Here is a 15882-nt window from a genome sequence, read left to right on the forward strand (position 1 = left end):
CTGCGTACTTAGTTTTTCCAGACCCAGTATAATGCAGAACGAAAAGTTGTACAAATGATCCTCCCGCGCTAAAATAAAAATAGTACAACTAGGTGCTGTATAAGAAGTGAAAAAAGGTACTGGAGGTGAGAAGGATCGTTAAGGTGCTGTTTGTATGTCTGGGCAATATTTGCCGATCGCCGATGGCAGAGGCTGTTCTTCGTCACAAAATCCTGGAGCGGGGGCTGACAGATCGGATTGCGGTAGATTCTGCCGGCACCGGAGATTGGCATATTGGAAAAGCGCCGCATGAAGGAACCCGGCATATTCTGGATGAACATGGAATCAGCTATGAGAATATGAAAGCGCGGCTTGTAAGCGGTAATGATTTCGATGACTTTGATTACATCCTCTGCATGGATCAGTCTAATGGCGAAAATGTGCGCAAAATTCCGGGTGGGGAAGAAGCGAAGCTCCTGTTCTTCATGGACCTGTTGCCTGAAGAGGAGCTGAGGGAAGTACCGGACCCTTATTTTACAGGGAATTTCGAGCAGGTATATCAATTGATCAACGCCGGTTGTGAAGTGCTGCTGGATCAGATAATTAAGGATAAGCTATAACGGAATGTACGTGTAGACAAGGGTTCTTGTTCGGCTGCCGTCCTTAAAAAAAGGACAGGCACCGGAGTGCCTATCCTTTTATGAAAGCGTGATCAAGCACAAAAGATACATATGTTCTTAAGATGTTCACTTTTTTGTCTTTCAAACCTGTTTTATTGGTTTAAGAAATAGAGTAGCGATTCTGGAAGCTCTTTCTGCCAGAATCCCCAGAGATGGTAGCCGTCTTTTTCCCGGTAAGAAACGGTTGCCCCACGTGACTCCAGCAGAGACCTGGTATCCCGGTTCATCTGCACAAAATCGTAGACACCGGTATCAGTCTTATATTCCGTTTCCTGCAGTCCCACTACCATGTTGATATCGAGCCAGGAGAGATCTTCTTCCTGAGCGAGGATATCGCGTGTCTGCGGATAGTAAGCACCGGAAAGACTTAGTACGCGGCTGAACAAAGCAGGATAGGACAGTGCTAGATGCAGCGATACGCTGCCGCCAAGCGAATCACCGGCGATGATTCGTTCTTCCGGTGTGCGGCGGACCGGATAATTATGTTCAATGAAGGGAATAATTTCTTCGGCAAAGCACGAGAGGTACTGCTTAAACCGGCTGCCGAAGGGGGCGTACTCTTGTGTCCGGACGGCTACATTCACTTCTACCCCGACAATAATGAACGGCTCTATATCCTGCTCCAGGATCAGCTGTCCGGCAAGGGTGGCAATACGGCCGAAGTTGAAAAACTCCTCTCCGTCCTGGCAGTAGACTACGGGATAGCTGAGCACCTCATTATAGCCGGGAGGAAGATAGATACGCAGTTTGCGTTCTTCATTAAGATGTTCGCTCCATAAGGTTTGTTTTACAATTGTACGTTTCAGAAAAACAGGTTCGCTCATAGCTGAATCGTCACCTTTCTTGTCGGATTTTGCATTAGTCTCGGGGTTGCGTTAAAATTACCCAAGTGGTGAATGTGTTAAATATCATTTACTTGCCAAATAATTGTCTATCTGTTATAGGATATTTTAGATCCTGTTATACATACAAAATTTATGGAAACATAAATTTTATGCGTATTTCTTTGACGAAACAGATAAAACAGGTGTATAATAATTCTATAACAGAGGACACTGATATTCAAATTTTTTTATTGAGGTGAAGATGATGACTAAAGTTCCTTACGAAGTGTATACAGAGGATGTAGAGGCCCTTACGGTGCTTTCCCCCGATGGAGAAGTTATCAATAAGGATAAGATGCCTAAACTTACCGACGATCAGCTGAAAGAAATTATGTATCGTATGGTATTTACCCGGACCTGGGATGACCGAGCTGTCAACCTTGGCCGTCAAGGCCGTCTCGGTTTCTATGCGCCGGTGTCCGGCCAGGAAGCGACAATGATCGGCAGTGAGTTCGCTCTCCAGAAAGAAGATTTTGTATGCCCGGGTTACCGTGATATTCCGCAGCTGGTGTGGCACGGACTTCCATTATACCAGGCTTTCCTATATTCTCGCGGACATCAGCATGGCGGACAGATTCCTGAGGGTGTAAATGTACTTATGCCACAGATCATCATCGGCGCGCAAATTCTGCATGCCACTGGTATTGCAATGGGCTTCAAACTTAAAAAACAGCAGAATGTAGCAATCACCTATACAGGTGACGGCGGTTCTTCCGAAGGCGACTTCTACGAAGGTATGAACTTTGCCGGACGTTTCAAATTGCCGGTCATCTTCTTCGTACAAAATAACGGCTATGCTATCACGACTCCGTTTGCCAAACAAACGGCAGCCAAATCAATCGCCCACAAAGCGGTTGCTGCGGGTATTCCCGGTATCAAGATCGACGGCATGGACATCTTTGCGGTTATCTCTGCGGTACAGGATGCTGCTGAACGTGCCCGCAAAGGTGAAGGTGCTACGCTGATTGAAGCTGTAACTTACCGTTTCCGTCCGCATTCCCTGTCTGATGACGCCAGCAAATACCGTTCCAAGGAAGAAGAAGGCCAATGGAATGAGAAGGACCCGATTGCCCGTCTGGCCAAGTACTTGGAGAAGAAGGGTCTCTGGACCGAAGAGGACACGCTGCGTGTTAGAGAAGAAGCGAAGGCTACTGTGAACGAGCAGATCAAAAAGGCAGAGCAGACCGAAAAAATGACCATTCCCGGCTTGATCGACAGCATGTTCGAGGTAACTCCGAAACATCTGGAAGAACAAAAAGCCGATTTTGAATAAGGGGGATATCAGGCAATGGCACAGATGAATATGAAAGAAGCAATCCGTGACGCAATGCGCGTTGAAATGACTCGTGACCCTAATGTTCTTATCTTCGGAGAGGATGTTGGTAATGTAGGCGGCGTATTCCGTGTAACGGAAGGGCTGCAAAAGGAATTTGGCGAGGAGCGCATATTCGATACTCCGCTGGCTGAATCCGCAATCGGCGGTTTGGCTTTCGGTCTTGGGGTGCAAGGCTTCCGTCCGATTGCTGAAATCCAATTTATCGGCTTCATCTTTGAAGCACTCGATCAAATCGTCATTCAGGCTGCGCGCCTGCGCTGGCGTTCCGGGGGCAGATACAATGCTCCTGTAGTCTTCCGCACTCCATTCGGCGGCGGCGTAAAAGCAGCCGAGCTTCATACCGATTCCCTGGAAGGCCTGATTGCCCAAAGTCCGGGTATCAAGGTTGTTATTCCTTCCAATCCATACGATGCCAAGGGACTGCTGATCGCGTCTATCCGCGACAATGACCCTGTATTCTTCATGGAGCACTTGAACTTGTATCATGCCTTCCGCGCTGAAGTTCCTGAAGGTGAATATACCGTTGAACTGGGCAAAGCGAATGTCGTTCGTGAAGGTACTGACGTCTCGATTATTACTTACGGCCTGATGGTACATACTGCTACCAAAGCGGCCGATCAGCTTGAAAAGGACGGCATCAAGGCCGAAATTATCGACCTGCGCACGGTTAGCCCGATTGACATCGATACTATCGTTGCTTCGATTAAGAAGACCAACCGTGCAATTGTAGTACAAGAAGCACAGAAGAGCTCCGGCGTAGCCGCAGAGGTTATTGCTCAGATTAACGAAAAAGCTCTGCTGCATCTGGAAGCGCCTGTGCTCCGTGTAGCAGGTCCTGATACTATTTTCCCGTTCGCACAAATTGAGGATTCATGGATTCCTACCCCTGCACGTGTAATCGCAGCAGTTAAGAAAGTTATGGAATTCTAAGAGTAACTGACCTTGCCGTCCTTGTAAAAGGGCGGCACCCGTGTCTGCAATATATTGAACTGCTATCGGAACTAAGCGTACGCTTCCGAAGCGGGTTTTGCGAAGAAAATTAAAGAAGTGTATGCTATCCAAACTTTTAGGAGGTAATTAAGGTGGCAAAATTTGAGTACCGGTTCCCTGAGCTGGGCGAAGGTTTGCATGAAGGTGAAATTATCAAAATGCATATCAAAGCCGGCGATAAAGTGACCGATGACGATATCGTAATGGAAGTACAGAATGACAAGGCGGTAGTTGAAGTGCCTTGTCCGGTTAACGGTACAGTGCTTGAAGTCTTCACTAAAGATGGTCAAGTCTGCCGTGTAGGAGAAGTTGTAGCAATCATTGATGCAGAAGGCGATGTCCCTGAACAAGAAGGCGGCCATGCCGAAACGCAATCCACTCAAGAAGCGGATGCAGCCAAAGGCGGAGCAGATACAACTTCCTCTCCGGCAGCGACCAGCCCTGCAACCGGCGGAACTTCCAATTTTGAATACAAGTTCCCTGAGCTGGGCGAAGGTCTGCATGAAGGTGAAATTATCAAAATGCATATCAAAGTCGGCGACAAAATTACAGACGATGATATTATCATGGAAGTTCAAAATGATAAAGCCGTCGTAGAAGTGCCTTCACCGGTCAATGGTACAGTGCTTGAAGTGTTCACCAAAGACGGACAGGTCTGCCGCGTAGGAGAAGTTGTGGCAATTATTGCTGCAGAAGGCGATGTCCCTCATCAGGAAGGCGGCCATGCTGAAGCTCCGGCTGCACAGGCGGCAACAGCTCCTGCGGCTGCACCAGCGGCGGCTCCAGCTCCTAACCGCGATGTATTGGCTACACCAAGTGTCCGCAAGTCAGCCCGCGAACAAGGCGTTGACCTCTCGAAGGTGAATGGCTCCGGCAAGAACGGGAAAATCACCCATGAAGATGTGGAAGCTTTCCTGAAAGGCGGCTCCGCAGCACCTGCGGCAGCACCAGCAGCCGCGGCATCGGCCGCAGCAACTGCTCCGGCGGCAGCGCCAGCAGCCAAGGCACCAGTAGCGGCTCCAGCAGCAGCTTCCGGCAACGTGAGTCTCGAAGAAGAACGTGTACCGTTCAAGGGTATCCGTAAAGCCATTGCCAATGCTATGGTTAAATCGGCATACACCGCTCCGCATGTTACCATCATGGACGAAGTGGATGTTACCGAGCTCGTAGCCTTCCGTGCCCGTATGAAACCTGTTGCTGAGAAGAAAGGCGTGAAGGTCACCTACCTTCCATTCATCGTCAAAGCGCTTGTTGCAGCTTCCCGTCAATTCCCGGCGCTTAACGCAATGATTGATGAAGCGACAAATGAGATTGTCTACAAGAAATACTACAACATCGGTATTGCTACAGATACAGACAATGGTCTGATCGTTCCTGTAATCAAGGACGCTGACCGTAAGAGTATCTGGATGATTGCAAGTGCCATCACAGACCTCGCTGTGCGCGGACGTGACGGTAAACTGGCTCCTAATGAAATGAAAGGCAGCACGATCTCCATCAGTAACATCGGTTCCGCAGGCGGTATGTTCTTCACTCCGATCATCAACTTCCCTGAAGTGGCGATCCTGGGTACCGGACGTATTACCGAGAAACCGGTCGTTAAGAACGGCGAAATTGTTGCTGCTCCTGTAATGGCGCTGTCCCTGAGCTTTGACCACCGCATCATTGATGGTGCAACAGCACAGAACTTTATGAATTACATTAAGACCCTGCTTGCAAATCCTGATATGTTAGTTATGGAGGTGTAATAAATGGTAGTCGGAGACGCTTCAATCGAAATCGACACATTGGTAATTGGTGCAGGTCCCGGCGGGTATGTGGCGGCAATTCGTGCCGCCCAGCTTGGCCAGAAGGTACTGATTGTGGATAAATCGGAACTCGGCGGTGTCTGCTTGAACCGTGGATGTATCCCGTCCAAAGCTCTGATCTCTGCAGCCCATCAATACGAAGCTGCACAGCACGGCGAAGTTTTCGGTGTAACTGCCGAGAATGTAAAGGTCGATTGGTCCAAAACTCAGGAATTCAAAAACGGTGTCGTGAAAAGAATGACCACCGGTGTAACCAGCCTGATGAAAGGCAACAAAATTGAAGTGTTCAGCGGAGAAGCCATGTTCATCAACACAAACGAAGCCCGTTTGTTCAATGAGCATGAATCCCCTCGCTACAAATTCAATAACTGCATCATCGCGACAGGTTCCCGTCCGATTGAACTGAAGCCTTTCCCGTTCGGCGGACGCATACTGTCCTCGACCGAAGCTCTGGATCTGCCTGAGATCCCTAAGAGCATGATCGTTATCGGCGGCGGCTACATCGGTGCCGAGCTTGGCCAGATGTACTCCAAATTTGGCACTAAAGTAACGATTATTGAAGGTCTGGATACTGTACTGCCAGGCTTCGATAAAGATATGAGTCGTCTGGTTGCCAAAAACATGGCGAAGACAGGCATTGAGATCGTGACGAATGCCAAAGCGGAAAGTGCTGTTCAGAACGACAAGGAAGTAACCGTGAAATACTCCGTGGGCGGTGAGTCCAAGGAGATTACAGCGGATTACCTGCTCGTTACTGTAGGACGCCGTCCAAACACAGATGGCGAACTGGGACTTGATCTGATCGGTGTAGAACTTGACGAACGCGGTCTGATCAAAGTTGACCACCAGGGCCGCACGAATATCCCTCACATCTATGCTATCGGCGATATCGTTCCAGGCTTGGCCTTGGCACACAAAGCTTCCTACGAAGGCAAGATCGCTGCTGAAGCCATCTCCGGTCACAAATCCGTTGTTGACTACAAAGTCATTCCGGCGGTTGTTTTCACCGATCCTGAGTGCTCCAGCGTAGGTCTGACTGAGAAAGAAGCTAAAGATAAGGGCTACAAAGTAAAAGCCGGAAAATTCCCGTTCGCAGGCAATGGCCGTGCGGTTTCCTTGAACGCTCCCGAAGGCTTCATCAAGATTGTAGCTAACAGTGAGAACAACCTGGTACTCGGCGCACAAATCGTTGGTATTGAAGCATCCAACCTGATTGCTGAGCTGGGATTGGCGATTGAAATGGGCGCAACGCTCGAAGACATCGCACTCACCATCCATGCGCATCCAACCCTTGGCGAAATCGTCATGGAAGCTGCTGAACTGGTTGAGGGACACCCGATTCACGTTGTGAAATAATAACTTCACGCTTGTCACTTAAGTGATTGAAGAGGATGCTCTACAGAGCCGTTGACGGTTGCTGGGGGCATCCTCTTTTCATACTTGTAGGACTTCCGAAAGAAGGCTGGAGCTCAGAATCGGGGAACAACAGCAGAGTTCTCTGAGCTTACTGGCTATAATCAAGACGATTCACAGCAATAAATAAACTGTCTGATTAGCTCGTTCACTTTACCCGCAGCATTCGTGGGAATCTGGTGTTTGGCTTTTTGGATACATACAAGCTCACTCTTTGGCAATCGCTCTTGCAGCAACTTAGCATATGGATGGAATAAAGTATCCTCTTCTCCGTAGACCAACAAAACAGGGTGATAAATCTCTTCCAATAGATCCGTACAGTTATACTGAAGGCTGTAATGATAATACTGTTCGGCGTTTTGGGCGTTTGCCTTTTTTGCGTCGTAGAACATTGTCCGCAGCAGCGGCAATTTGGTTTTTGCTTGATTCCAAGAGGTGGAGAGGGCAATTACACCGACCGCGCCGATTTGGGACAAGAAACGCGCTTGGGCTATTTTCTTTTTTAGCTTATTATCCTTCACTTCCGACATTCCGCTTATCACAATACCGCCCAATGCCCGCTCGGGGCAGTTTAACAAAAAATCGAGGACAATAGAACCGCCGGTAGAGTAACCGCACAAAAATGCTTTTTCAATCTTCAACTGATTCATCAACTGCCTAATATCCTCTACAATCAGCGGATAAGTAATCTCTTCTCTGGAAGGTTCGCTGCTGCCATGCCCCCGGATATCAAAAGAGACTGTTCGGAAATCTTGCGATAATGTGTTCATCTGATATAGAAAATTCAAGCTAGTCAATACTGGGGGATGGATAAATATAATCGTTGTTCCTTGACCGCAATCCGCATAATACATGCTGTATCCATTAACACTGGCTAGTGGCACTGGATATCACCTTCTTCCAATTATCGATTTGTCTCCCACCTTAGGTTGATGTTCTATATTTTGTGAATGATCAGATTTCCTCACTCAAGAAAATAATGTTAGTCCATTTATTGAGGATGATATCTGGCTTGGTGCGGTTGCGGATATCGGAGGAGGCACAGGGCTGCTGACACAACATTTTAGCGGATCAGTCCGTAGATTTGATTGTGGCGGCCAACAGTTACCACCTGTTCCAGCTGGAATCCGCACTTGAGGAATTCCGAAGAATCCTAAGGCCGGAAGGCTGGAGGGTAAGTGTCCCTCTTAAATATCCACTATTTACATGAAGAGGTAAAACCATAAAGCAAAGCAGTCCAACCTGTGATGGAAATTACTTTTTCTGCGTCTTAACAAGTTACAAGGATGGTAAGGTCATGGTAAAATGATAAAAGAAAAATAGTGGAGAGGGGTGCTGAACAATTGCGTAAATATTTGGATTTACTTCAGGATATCTTGGACCACGGCGCCTCCAAAAGCGACCGGACCGGGACTGGCACTAGATCGGTTTTTGGACGGCAGCTCCGGTTTGATCTGGCTGAAGGATTTCCGCTGGTTACCACCAAGCGTATCCATCTGAAATCGGTAGTACATGAGCTGCTGTGGTTTCTGAAGGGTGATACCAATACTTCCTATTTGAAGGAGCATGGAGTCTCGATCTGGGATGAATGGGCTGACGAAAATGGTGAGCTTGGACCCGTATACGGTTCGCAATGGCGGGCCTGGGAGAGTGCGGATGGACGCCATATTGACCAGATTTCAGCTGTTATAGCATCGATAAAGAATAACCCTGATTCCCGCCGTCATATTGTCAGTGCGTGGAATGTGGGGGAGATTGAGCAGATGAAGCTGCCGCCTTGCCATTTTGTATTTCAGTTTTACGTGGCGGATGGCAAGCTGTCCTGCATGCTGACTATGCGTTCCGTCGATACCTTTTTGGGATTGCCCTTCAATATAGCCAGTTACGCGCTGCTGACACATATGGTTGCCCAGCAGACAGGGCTTGAGGTAGGGGAGTTCGTCTGGTCCGGTGGAGATGTGCACATTTATACAAATCATCTGGAACAGGTGGCCACTCAGTTGGCCAGAGAGCCATTGGCACTTCCTAAGCTGGTGATCAAAAGAAAACCGGAGAGTATTTTTGATTATACCTTCGAAGATTTCGAGTTTGCCGATTATGTCTATCATCCGGGAATCAAAGCACCGGTTGCTATATAATCCTTGAGCGGTGGAATATATTTTGTTGTAGGGGAGGATTTTTGTGAGCATTAGCATGATTTGGGCCATGGCTGCCAACCATGTGATCGGCAAGGATAATGACATGCCCTGGCATCTGCCGCGGGATTTTGATTATTTCAAGTCCCAGACCCTTGGTAAGAGAATGCTGATGGGACGCAAAACCTGGGATTCTCTTGGCGGCAAGCCGTTAAAAGGCCGAACGAGCGTTGTTCTCACACGAGACCACAGCTTTGCTCCTATGGGGGCTGAAGTCGTACATTCCATAGAGGAAGCTGTAGCTGAAGGGCACAAGGACGATGAGCTGATGGTTATTGGCGGTGCGGAAATTTATAAGATGATGCTTCCCTTTGCTGACAAGCTGATCGTAACCCGGATCGAAGAGGACATTGAAGGGGATACAAAGTTTCCGGATGTGGACTGGAGCATGTGGAGAGAGATCTCCAGTATTCAGGGAATTCGGGATGAAAAAAACCCGTATGATTACCGATTTTTCGTTTACGAGCGTTCGGTTTGAGGAAAAAGCGTTTTCTCTGACACAACATGTGAAATAGTACAAATAATCAGCAGATTAGTCCATTACAGTGCGAAAGTATTGGATGCTACTATAATTATTAAAATTACAAATGCCCAACGTTTAAGTATTATAGAATGTGCAGGTACTTCATTGCGCTGAAAAACATATGGACGCCGCAATATGCTACAATGTACTATACATCAACACGAAGAGATCGGATGGGGGAATCGTAAATATGTCTACACCTACTGGATTTATGGAGTATAAGCGCCAGCTCCCAGGTGATCGTGATCCTGAGCAGCGCGTAAAGGACTGGGAAGAGTTCCACCATCACCTAACCGAGGACGAGCTTCGGACACAGGGTGCACGTTGTATGGATTGTGGAACTCCTTACTGCCACACCGGCATTGATATGAGCGGCGGCACTTCGGGTTGTCCGGTTCACAATCTTATACCAGAATGGAACAATCTGGTGTACCGTGGCTTGTGGAAGGAAGCGCTGGAGCGGCTGCACAAGACGAACAATTTCCCGGAATTTACCGGCAGTATCTGTCCAGCACCTTGCGAAGGCTCTTGTACAGTTGGATTGATTGGACAACCGGTTACAATCAAGACAATTGAGCTGGCGATTATTGATAAAGGCTTTGAAGAAGGCTGGGTTGTACCGAATCCGCCAGAGAAGCGTACAGGCAAAACAGTGGCTATCGTGGGCTCCGGACCAGCCGGGCTTGCGGCTGCGGCGCAACTGAACAAAGCCGGGCACACGGTAACGGTTTTTGAGCGCAGTGACCGTATTGGCGGACTGCTAACCTACGGCATTCCAACTATGAAACTCGACAAACGTGTGGTTCAGCGCCGTGTGGATTTGCTGGCTGCTGAAGGTGTGAAGTTTGTGGTGAGCACAGAGATCGGCAAGGATATTCCTGCCCAGCAGCTGGTTGATGAATATGATGCAGTCGTTTTGTGTGGCGGTGCAACCAAAGCCCGCCGTTTCAATGTCGAAGGCGCTGAGCTGAAGGGCGTCATGTACGCGATGGATTATCTGAACGGAACAATTAAGAGCTATCTCAATTCCAATCTGGAAGATGGGAACTTTGTATCAGCGGCAGGCAAGGATGTAATTGTCCTTGGCGGTGGGGATACCGGTTCTGACTGTGTAGCCACATCCCTGCGTCATGGTTGCAGCAGCATCACCCAATTCGGTACGCATGACAAGGCTCCGCTTGAACGTGATCCAATCGCGAATCCTTGGCCGCAATTCCCGAATGTCTATACGCTGGATTATGCCCAGCAAGAAGCTAAAGCCCTATTCGGCGATGATCCGCGCGAATTCTCCATCATGACTACCCAGTTCGTTGGTGACGAGGAAGGGAACCTGAAGGAACTTCATACGGTGCAAATCCGGCGCATGGTGGATGAGACCGGCCGCAAGATCTATCAGCCGGTTCCGGGAACAGAGGCTGTATATCCAGCTCAGCTCGCGCTGATCGCTATTGGATTTGACGGACCGGAACAGGATATTATTGAAGAACTGAAGCTGGATACAGACCGTCGCAGCAATGTGAAGGCCCGTTATGGCAAGTTCAATACCAATGTAGACAAAGTGTTCGCTGCCGGGGATATGCGCCGTGGACAAAGCCTTGTGGTATGGGCAATCAATGAGGGGCGCGAAGCCGCTCGTGAAGTTGATAAATATTTGATGGGCTCGACAGTTCTGGTGTAAGCCGGACATAAAAGCCAAACAAAAGCCGTTTCTTCCGCATCATGTGGGAGCGACGGCTTTTGTTGTACATTCATATCCGGGTGCAAAATTTGAGATTACCTAAATAGCTTGGTGAGGAGAGACGTATGTCTACTCCTCTAACTTGAAATGTTCGATCTTTTGCTGCAGGTCTGCTGCCATTTTGGACAGTTCTGTGGAGGAGGCGGAAATCTCATCCATGGAGGCCAGCTGCTGCTCTGTAGCTGCTGTAACGTTCTGAAAGGCATCGGACGTTGAACGTGCGATATTAGAAATTTCCTGAACGGAGGCTGCAACCTCCTCCGCACCGGCTGACATCTGCTCGGTGATGGCTGAAATATCATGGATTTGCCCATTGATTTTGGCTGTAGACTGTTCAATGCTGTGGAATGCTTCTTTTGCTTCAACAGTGGCTTTAATGCCAAGCTCAACATCGGCTGCGACGGTGTGATGAATAGCTTCATATGTGCGGTCAATGAGTGCGGTCATCTGTTCTATCGTTTCCTGAATGTTGTCAGCAGTAGTCTTGGATTGGTCTGCCAGCTTGCGAACTTCTGAAGCCACTACGGCGAAGCCCCGGCCGTGTTCGCCTGCCCGGGCAGCTTCGATGCCTGCATTCAGTGAGAGCAGATTAGTCTGGACTGCAATAGTGGAGATGGCGCTGCTCATCGCCGAAACTTGACTGTTCAATCCGTTTAACTGTCCGATTAGCTGAGAGGCTTGATGAGTAGAAAGGCTGATGGCATCCATTTGCAGGGTCATCTGCTCGATTTTGCGGCTGCCTGTCGATACGTCAGCTTCGGTGTCGGCGGAGGAATCTACAATCGTAGCGGCAGCCTCGGCAATTTTTTGAATGCCGGAAGACATCTCTTCCATGGCCCGGGCCGTTTCGGCCATCGCTGCTGTCTGCGTCTCTGCTCCTGCAGTTGAATCTTGTACCAGCTCAGCAACATAACCGGTTGCTTTGGAATTCTCTTCTGTAGTAGCCGTCAATTGTTGGCTGGATGAAGCGAGCAAACCGGAGGTATTTGAGATATCGACAACGATGTTGCGGAGTGAGCCAACCATCAGATTATAGTTCTGGGCCAGCTGCCCGATCTCATCCGAACGGTTAATCCGAATTTGTTCATTCAGGTAACCCTCGCTGACCCGGCGGGCAGAACGGTTAAGGCTAAGAATTGGGCGGGTAATGGCCTGAATAATAAAGTACATCAACGCCAAAGCAATAAGCAGTGCTGCCCCCAGGACCATAAGTCCGTTATAAAGAATGGGCAATGAAGCGTCGGAGAATTCCTGGGTGGAAAGTACACCGACAATTTTGAATCCTGTAGTCTTGTCGGTGGTATAGTATCCACGCATTACTAGACCTGTATCCGGGCTGGTATAGGATAAGGAGCCGCTGTCCTTGTCGAGCAGCTTGACTACATCAGGAGCAACGTCTTCTCCGGCTGCTTTGACGGGATGGGAGACAAACTTGTGATTGCCATCGACTATGAAAATATAGCCGTCTTTGCCCAGTTTAATCTTGTTGATCATTTCACCCATATGTTTAAGGCTCAGGCTGCTTGTGACTGCCCCTTTGCCATCCTGAAGGGTTTCGGAGATATAGAGATTGTAATTGCCTGTTGTAGCGGATGTGAAAGGATTAATAATCGTAACCTTGCCGGTATTCTTCATAGCGGCTGTGTACCAATCTCTGGCTCGGGGGTCATAGTCCTTTTTGCCGCCATTGGGAGATTTCATCCAGGCACCATTCTCATTGCCGAGAATTAGGATTTCAAGTTCAGGATGCTCTTTCATGAATAAATCCATCAGCGCGCGGGCCTCCGGTGTTTTGGCATCGATGTTACTGGATGTGAATTGCTGGCTGAGCTGCTGGACATTTTTTGTTGCAGCAGATACGGTCTCATTAATGGTTCCTTGCAGCATCTCTACACTATCGCGGGTTGATTCCTGCATTTTAGTTTCCAATTGTTTCTTTGAGCTGGAATACGAGAAGTAGCTTACAAGTAGAATGGGGATAACCAACATTAAGGTGAATATTAGCATTAATCGTTTCTGCAATGATCTGGATGAGATTTTTTGGACAAGTTGTTGAATAAGCTTCATATGGTTGGCTCCCCCGTGAATACGCGAAATGATCATTTGATCTTTGCGCAATCGTTCTTTATTTAACTCTATAGATATTTCGGTTGTTTGACGCATTAATTTCATATCTAACAAAAGATATGAGAAAAAATTTATTTACACATTAGGTTTTTGTTGAATAGATCCTCTTGTATCTGAATCAAGGTAGTGGGCCAAACAAGCTTAACTTGACGTTGCCAGTAAAATCATATAGATTAAAAGCAATCTTTATATCGAAAAGCATTGACCGAGGATCTATGTTTCCAGGATCGTTAGAACAGAGAAGGGATTCACCGGCTGAAAGGTCCCTCAAAGAACGAGAGAAGCATACCCTGCCTTGGAAGCTGCAGCACCTTATGCTGCCGGGATCGGCCGTTATCCGTATCGAGGACTGCCAGGTATGCTGGCGGTTGAATTAGGGTGGTATCACGACACATTCGTCCCTGACGGATGTGTCTTTTTTGCGTTGATTTCAGGGGCCGGACATTCACTTTATCCCCACAAGAGAGGCTGATAAGTATGCGCCAAAATAATCTGTTAGCAACAACCCTTCGCGAAGCGCCTGCGGAAGCGGAAACCATTAATCACCAACTGCTGCTGCGTGCCGGATATATCCGCCAGCTGGCTGCCGGAATTTATACTTATCTGCCTTTGGGACGACGGGTATTGCGTAAAATTGAGAATATCGTGCGGGAGGAAATGGACGTAGCCGGTGCACAGGAAATGCTGATGCCTTCCATGCAGCCCGCCGAACTGTGGAGGGAATCAGAGCGATATGAGGTATATGGCAAGGAATTGATGAAGCTGAGGGACAGGCACGAGCGGGAGTTTGTACTGGGACCGACGCATGAAGAGGTAATTACCTCTCTTATTCGGGGAGAGATTAGCTCGTACCGGAAACTTCCGGTTACTGTCTACCAGATCCAGACCAAATTCCGTGATGAGCGCCGTCCCCGTTCCGGATTGATGCGTGGCAGAGAATTTTTGATGAAAGACGCATACTCTTTTGACACAGGCTGGGAAGGACTAGATAAGACATATGCAAGAATGTACAAGGCGTATCAACGGATTTTTGAGCGCTGTGGACTTTCTTACCGGGCCGTACAAGCGGATGCCGGAGCCATCGGGGGCGAAGGGGAAACCCACGAATTTATGGCCTTATCAAGTATTGGCGAGGATACGATTGCTGTATGCCCTGCCTGTGATTATTCCGCCAATCTGGAGCAGGCTGAGGTTTATTCCGGGGAGGAGGATATGCTGCGCAAAACGGACAGCCTCCCTGCTGCAGTGAAGTTCCATACTCCTGGTATCCGTACCATAGCTCAACTGGAGCAGGAACTGCAGATTGCACCGGAGCAGGTAATCAAAACGTTGATCTATCAAGGCGGGGGCCAGACCTTTGCAGTCCTTGTACGAGGAGATCATGAGGTTAATGAGGTCAAGGTAAGGAACTTTATTGGAGCTAGTGAGATCGCGCTGGCTGATGCCCGGGCTGTACAAGCAGCTGCAGGAGTGGAGAACGGTTATGTCGGGCCTGTGGGACTCTCACTACCTGTGCTGGTCGATAGGGCGGTAGCTGCAATGACTTCCGGGACTACAGGAGCTGGAGAAAAGGACTACCACTTCAGTGGAGTGGTGCCTGGCCGTGATTTCATTCTTTCGCAAGTGGGGGATTTCCGTACAGCCCAGGAAGGGGAGCATTGTCCAGTTTGCGGCAAAGGGGTCCTACACTTTCATCAGGGGATTGAAATCGGACATATATTTAAGCTGGGGACGAAGTACAGTGATAAGCTCGGCGCTTCATTCCTCGATGCAACCGGCAGAAGTAAACCTATGATTATGGGCTGCTATGGTATTGGCATCTCACGCCTGCTGGCTGCGGTGGCTGAACAGAATAACGATGAGCAGGGGCTCATCTGGCCTATGGCACTCGCGCCATATAAGGTGCATATCCTGCAGTTGTCCGTTAAAGACGAGGTACAGAGGTCAACTGCAGAAGCACTGTACAAGCAGCTTATAGAGCTCGGTATTGAGACTTTACTGGATGACCGGGATGAACGGGCAGGAGTGAAATTTAAAGACTCCAGTCTGATAGGCATACCTGTGGCCATTGTTGTCGGCAAGGATGCGGGGGAGCACAAAGTAGAGTACATGGACCGGAGATTGGGCAGTAAAGAGGTTATGGACATTGCTGAAGCGTTGTCCCGTGTTGCTTCCGGGCAGATCTGATGACCGGACAAAGTTTCCTAGA

Annotated in this window: 13 protein-coding genes; 10 read left to right on the forward strand and 3 right to left on the reverse strand. The window is 48.6% G+C overall.

Features of this window, described 5'->3' with window-relative positions; genetic code table 11:
* Window positions 1-134: 134 nt before the first annotated feature.
* The gene (locus tag A3844_RS19510) at window positions 135-599 is read left to right on the forward strand and encodes a low molecular weight protein-tyrosine-phosphatase (protein WP_074108285.1); all 465 of its coding nucleotides are present in this window, start codon (window positions 135-137) and stop codon (window positions 597-599) included.
* Between the two features lie 152 nt (window positions 600-751).
* Here A3844_RS19510 and A3844_RS19515 read toward each other — a convergent pair whose 3' ends face one another.
* Window positions 752-1483 (reverse strand): alpha/beta hydrolase, encoded by a 732-nt coding sequence (locus tag A3844_RS19515; RefSeq protein WP_074084538.1) that lies wholly within the window; start codon window positions 1481-1483, stop codon window positions 752-754.
* Window positions 1484-1748: 265 nt separating this feature from the next.
* Between A3844_RS19515 and pdhA the strand changes: the two genes are divergently transcribed.
* The 4 genes from pdhA (at window position 1749) to lpdA (ending at window position 7033) form a co-directional block, all read left to right on the forward strand.
* Entirely contained in the window at window positions 1749-2816 is a 1068-nt protein-coding gene (gene pdhA, locus A3844_RS19520) for a pyruvate dehydrogenase (acetyl-transferring) E1 component subunit alpha (protein ID WP_074084537.1), read from the forward strand.
* Window positions 2817-2831: 15 nt separating this feature from the next.
* Window positions 2832-3809: an alpha-ketoacid dehydrogenase subunit beta gene (locus A3844_RS19525; protein ID WP_074108264.1), complete on the forward strand. Its 978-nt coding sequence runs from the start codon at window positions 2832-2834 to the stop codon at window positions 3807-3809.
* Window positions 3810-3961: 152 nt separating this feature from the next.
* On the forward strand, window positions 3962-5617 hold the full coding sequence (locus A3844_RS19530; protein ID WP_074102079.1) for a 2-oxo acid dehydrogenase subunit E2: 1656 nt from the start codon (window positions 3962-3964) through the stop codon (window positions 5615-5617).
* A gap of 3 nt (window positions 5618-5620) precedes the next feature.
* Window positions 5621-7033 (forward strand): dihydrolipoyl dehydrogenase, encoded by a 1413-nt coding sequence (gene lpdA, locus A3844_RS19535; protein ID WP_074108265.1) that lies wholly within the window; start codon window positions 5621-5623, stop codon window positions 7031-7033.
* A 161-nt stretch (window positions 7034-7194) separates the two neighbouring features.
* On the opposite strand, the gene A3844_RS19540 is transcribed toward lpdA, so the two are convergent.
* Window positions 7195-7974, reverse strand: a complete 780-nt coding sequence (locus tag A3844_RS19540) for an alpha/beta fold hydrolase (RefSeq protein WP_143192113.1) — start codon at window positions 7972-7974, stop codon at window positions 7195-7197.
* Window positions 7975-8150: 176 nt separating this feature from the next.
* Here A3844_RS19540 and A3844_RS19545 point away from each other — a divergent pair, with 176 nt between their 5' ends.
* The 4 genes from A3844_RS19545 to A3844_RS19560 all read left to right on the forward strand — a co-directional run bounded on the left by A3844_RS19545 (window position 8151) and on the right by A3844_RS19560 (window position 11486).
* On the forward strand, window positions 8151-8300 hold the full coding sequence (locus tag A3844_RS19545) for a class I SAM-dependent methyltransferase (protein WP_083606933.1): 150 nt from the start codon (window positions 8151-8153) through the stop codon (window positions 8298-8300).
* 133 nt (window positions 8301-8433) lie between these two features.
* On the forward strand, window positions 8434-9228 hold the full coding sequence (thyA, locus tag A3844_RS19550; protein WP_074108266.1) for a thymidylate synthase: 795 nt from the start codon (window positions 8434-8436) through the stop codon (window positions 9226-9228).
* A gap of 43 nt (window positions 9229-9271) precedes the next feature.
* A complete protein-coding gene (locus A3844_RS19555) occupies window positions 9272-9763 on the forward strand; it encodes a dihydrofolate reductase (RefSeq protein WP_074108267.1) in 492 nt (163 codons plus the stop codon).
* Window positions 9764-9998: 235 nt separating this feature from the next.
* The gene (locus A3844_RS19560; protein ID WP_074108268.1) at window positions 9999-11486 is read left to right on the forward strand and encodes a glutamate synthase subunit beta; all 1488 of its coding nucleotides are present in this window, start codon (window positions 9999-10001) and stop codon (window positions 11484-11486) included.
* A 129-nt stretch (window positions 11487-11615) separates the two neighbouring features.
* Here the strand turns inward: A3844_RS19560 and A3844_RS19565 are convergent, their stop codons facing one another.
* The gene (locus A3844_RS19565; RefSeq protein ID WP_244169812.1) at window positions 11616-13463 is read right to left on the reverse strand and encodes a methyl-accepting chemotaxis protein; all 1848 of its coding nucleotides are present in this window, start codon (window positions 13461-13463) and stop codon (window positions 11616-11618) included.
* A gap of 687 nt (window positions 13464-14150) precedes the next feature.
* Between A3844_RS19565 and A3844_RS19570 the strand changes: the two genes are divergently transcribed.
* Entirely contained in the window at window positions 14151-15860 is a 1710-nt protein-coding gene (locus A3844_RS19570; RefSeq protein ID WP_074108270.1) for a proline--tRNA ligase, read from the forward strand.
* Window positions 15861-15882: the final 22 nt, after the last annotated feature.

This window comes from Paenibacillus helianthi, from assembly GCF_001909055.1.
GTDB classification, from domain to species: domain Bacteria; phylum Bacillota; class Bacilli; order Paenibacillales; family Paenibacillaceae; genus Paenibacillus_AQ; species Paenibacillus_AQ helianthi.

Bases quoted from the DNA above. Each gene is read 5' to 3' on its own strand.
- A3844_RS19515 (WP_074084538.1), bottom strand. From the start codon at position 1,483: ATGAGCGAACCTGTTTTTCTGAAACGTACAATTGTAAAACAAACCTTA.
- pdhA (WP_074084537.1), top strand. From the start codon at position 1,749: ATGACTAAAGTTCCTTACGAAGTGTATACAGAGGATGTAGAGGCCCTT.
- A3844_RS19525 (WP_074108264.1), top strand. From the start codon at position 2,832: ATGGCACAGATGAATATGAAAGAAGCAATCCGTGACGCAATGCGCGTT.
- lpdA (WP_074108265.1), top strand. From the start codon at position 5,621: ATGGTAGTCGGAGACGCTTCAATCGAAATCGACACATTGGTAATTGGT.
- A3844_RS19560 (WP_074108268.1), top strand. From the start codon at position 9,999: ATGTCTACACCTACTGGATTTATGGAGTATAAGCGCCAGCTCCCAGGT.
- A3844_RS19565 (WP_244169812.1), bottom strand. From the start codon at position 13,463: ATGCAGGAATCAACCCGCGATAGTGTAGAGATGCTGCAAGGAACCATT.
- A3844_RS19570 (WP_074108270.1), top strand. From the start codon at position 14,151: ATGCGCCAAAATAATCTGTTAGCAACAACCCTTCGCGAAGCGCCTGCG.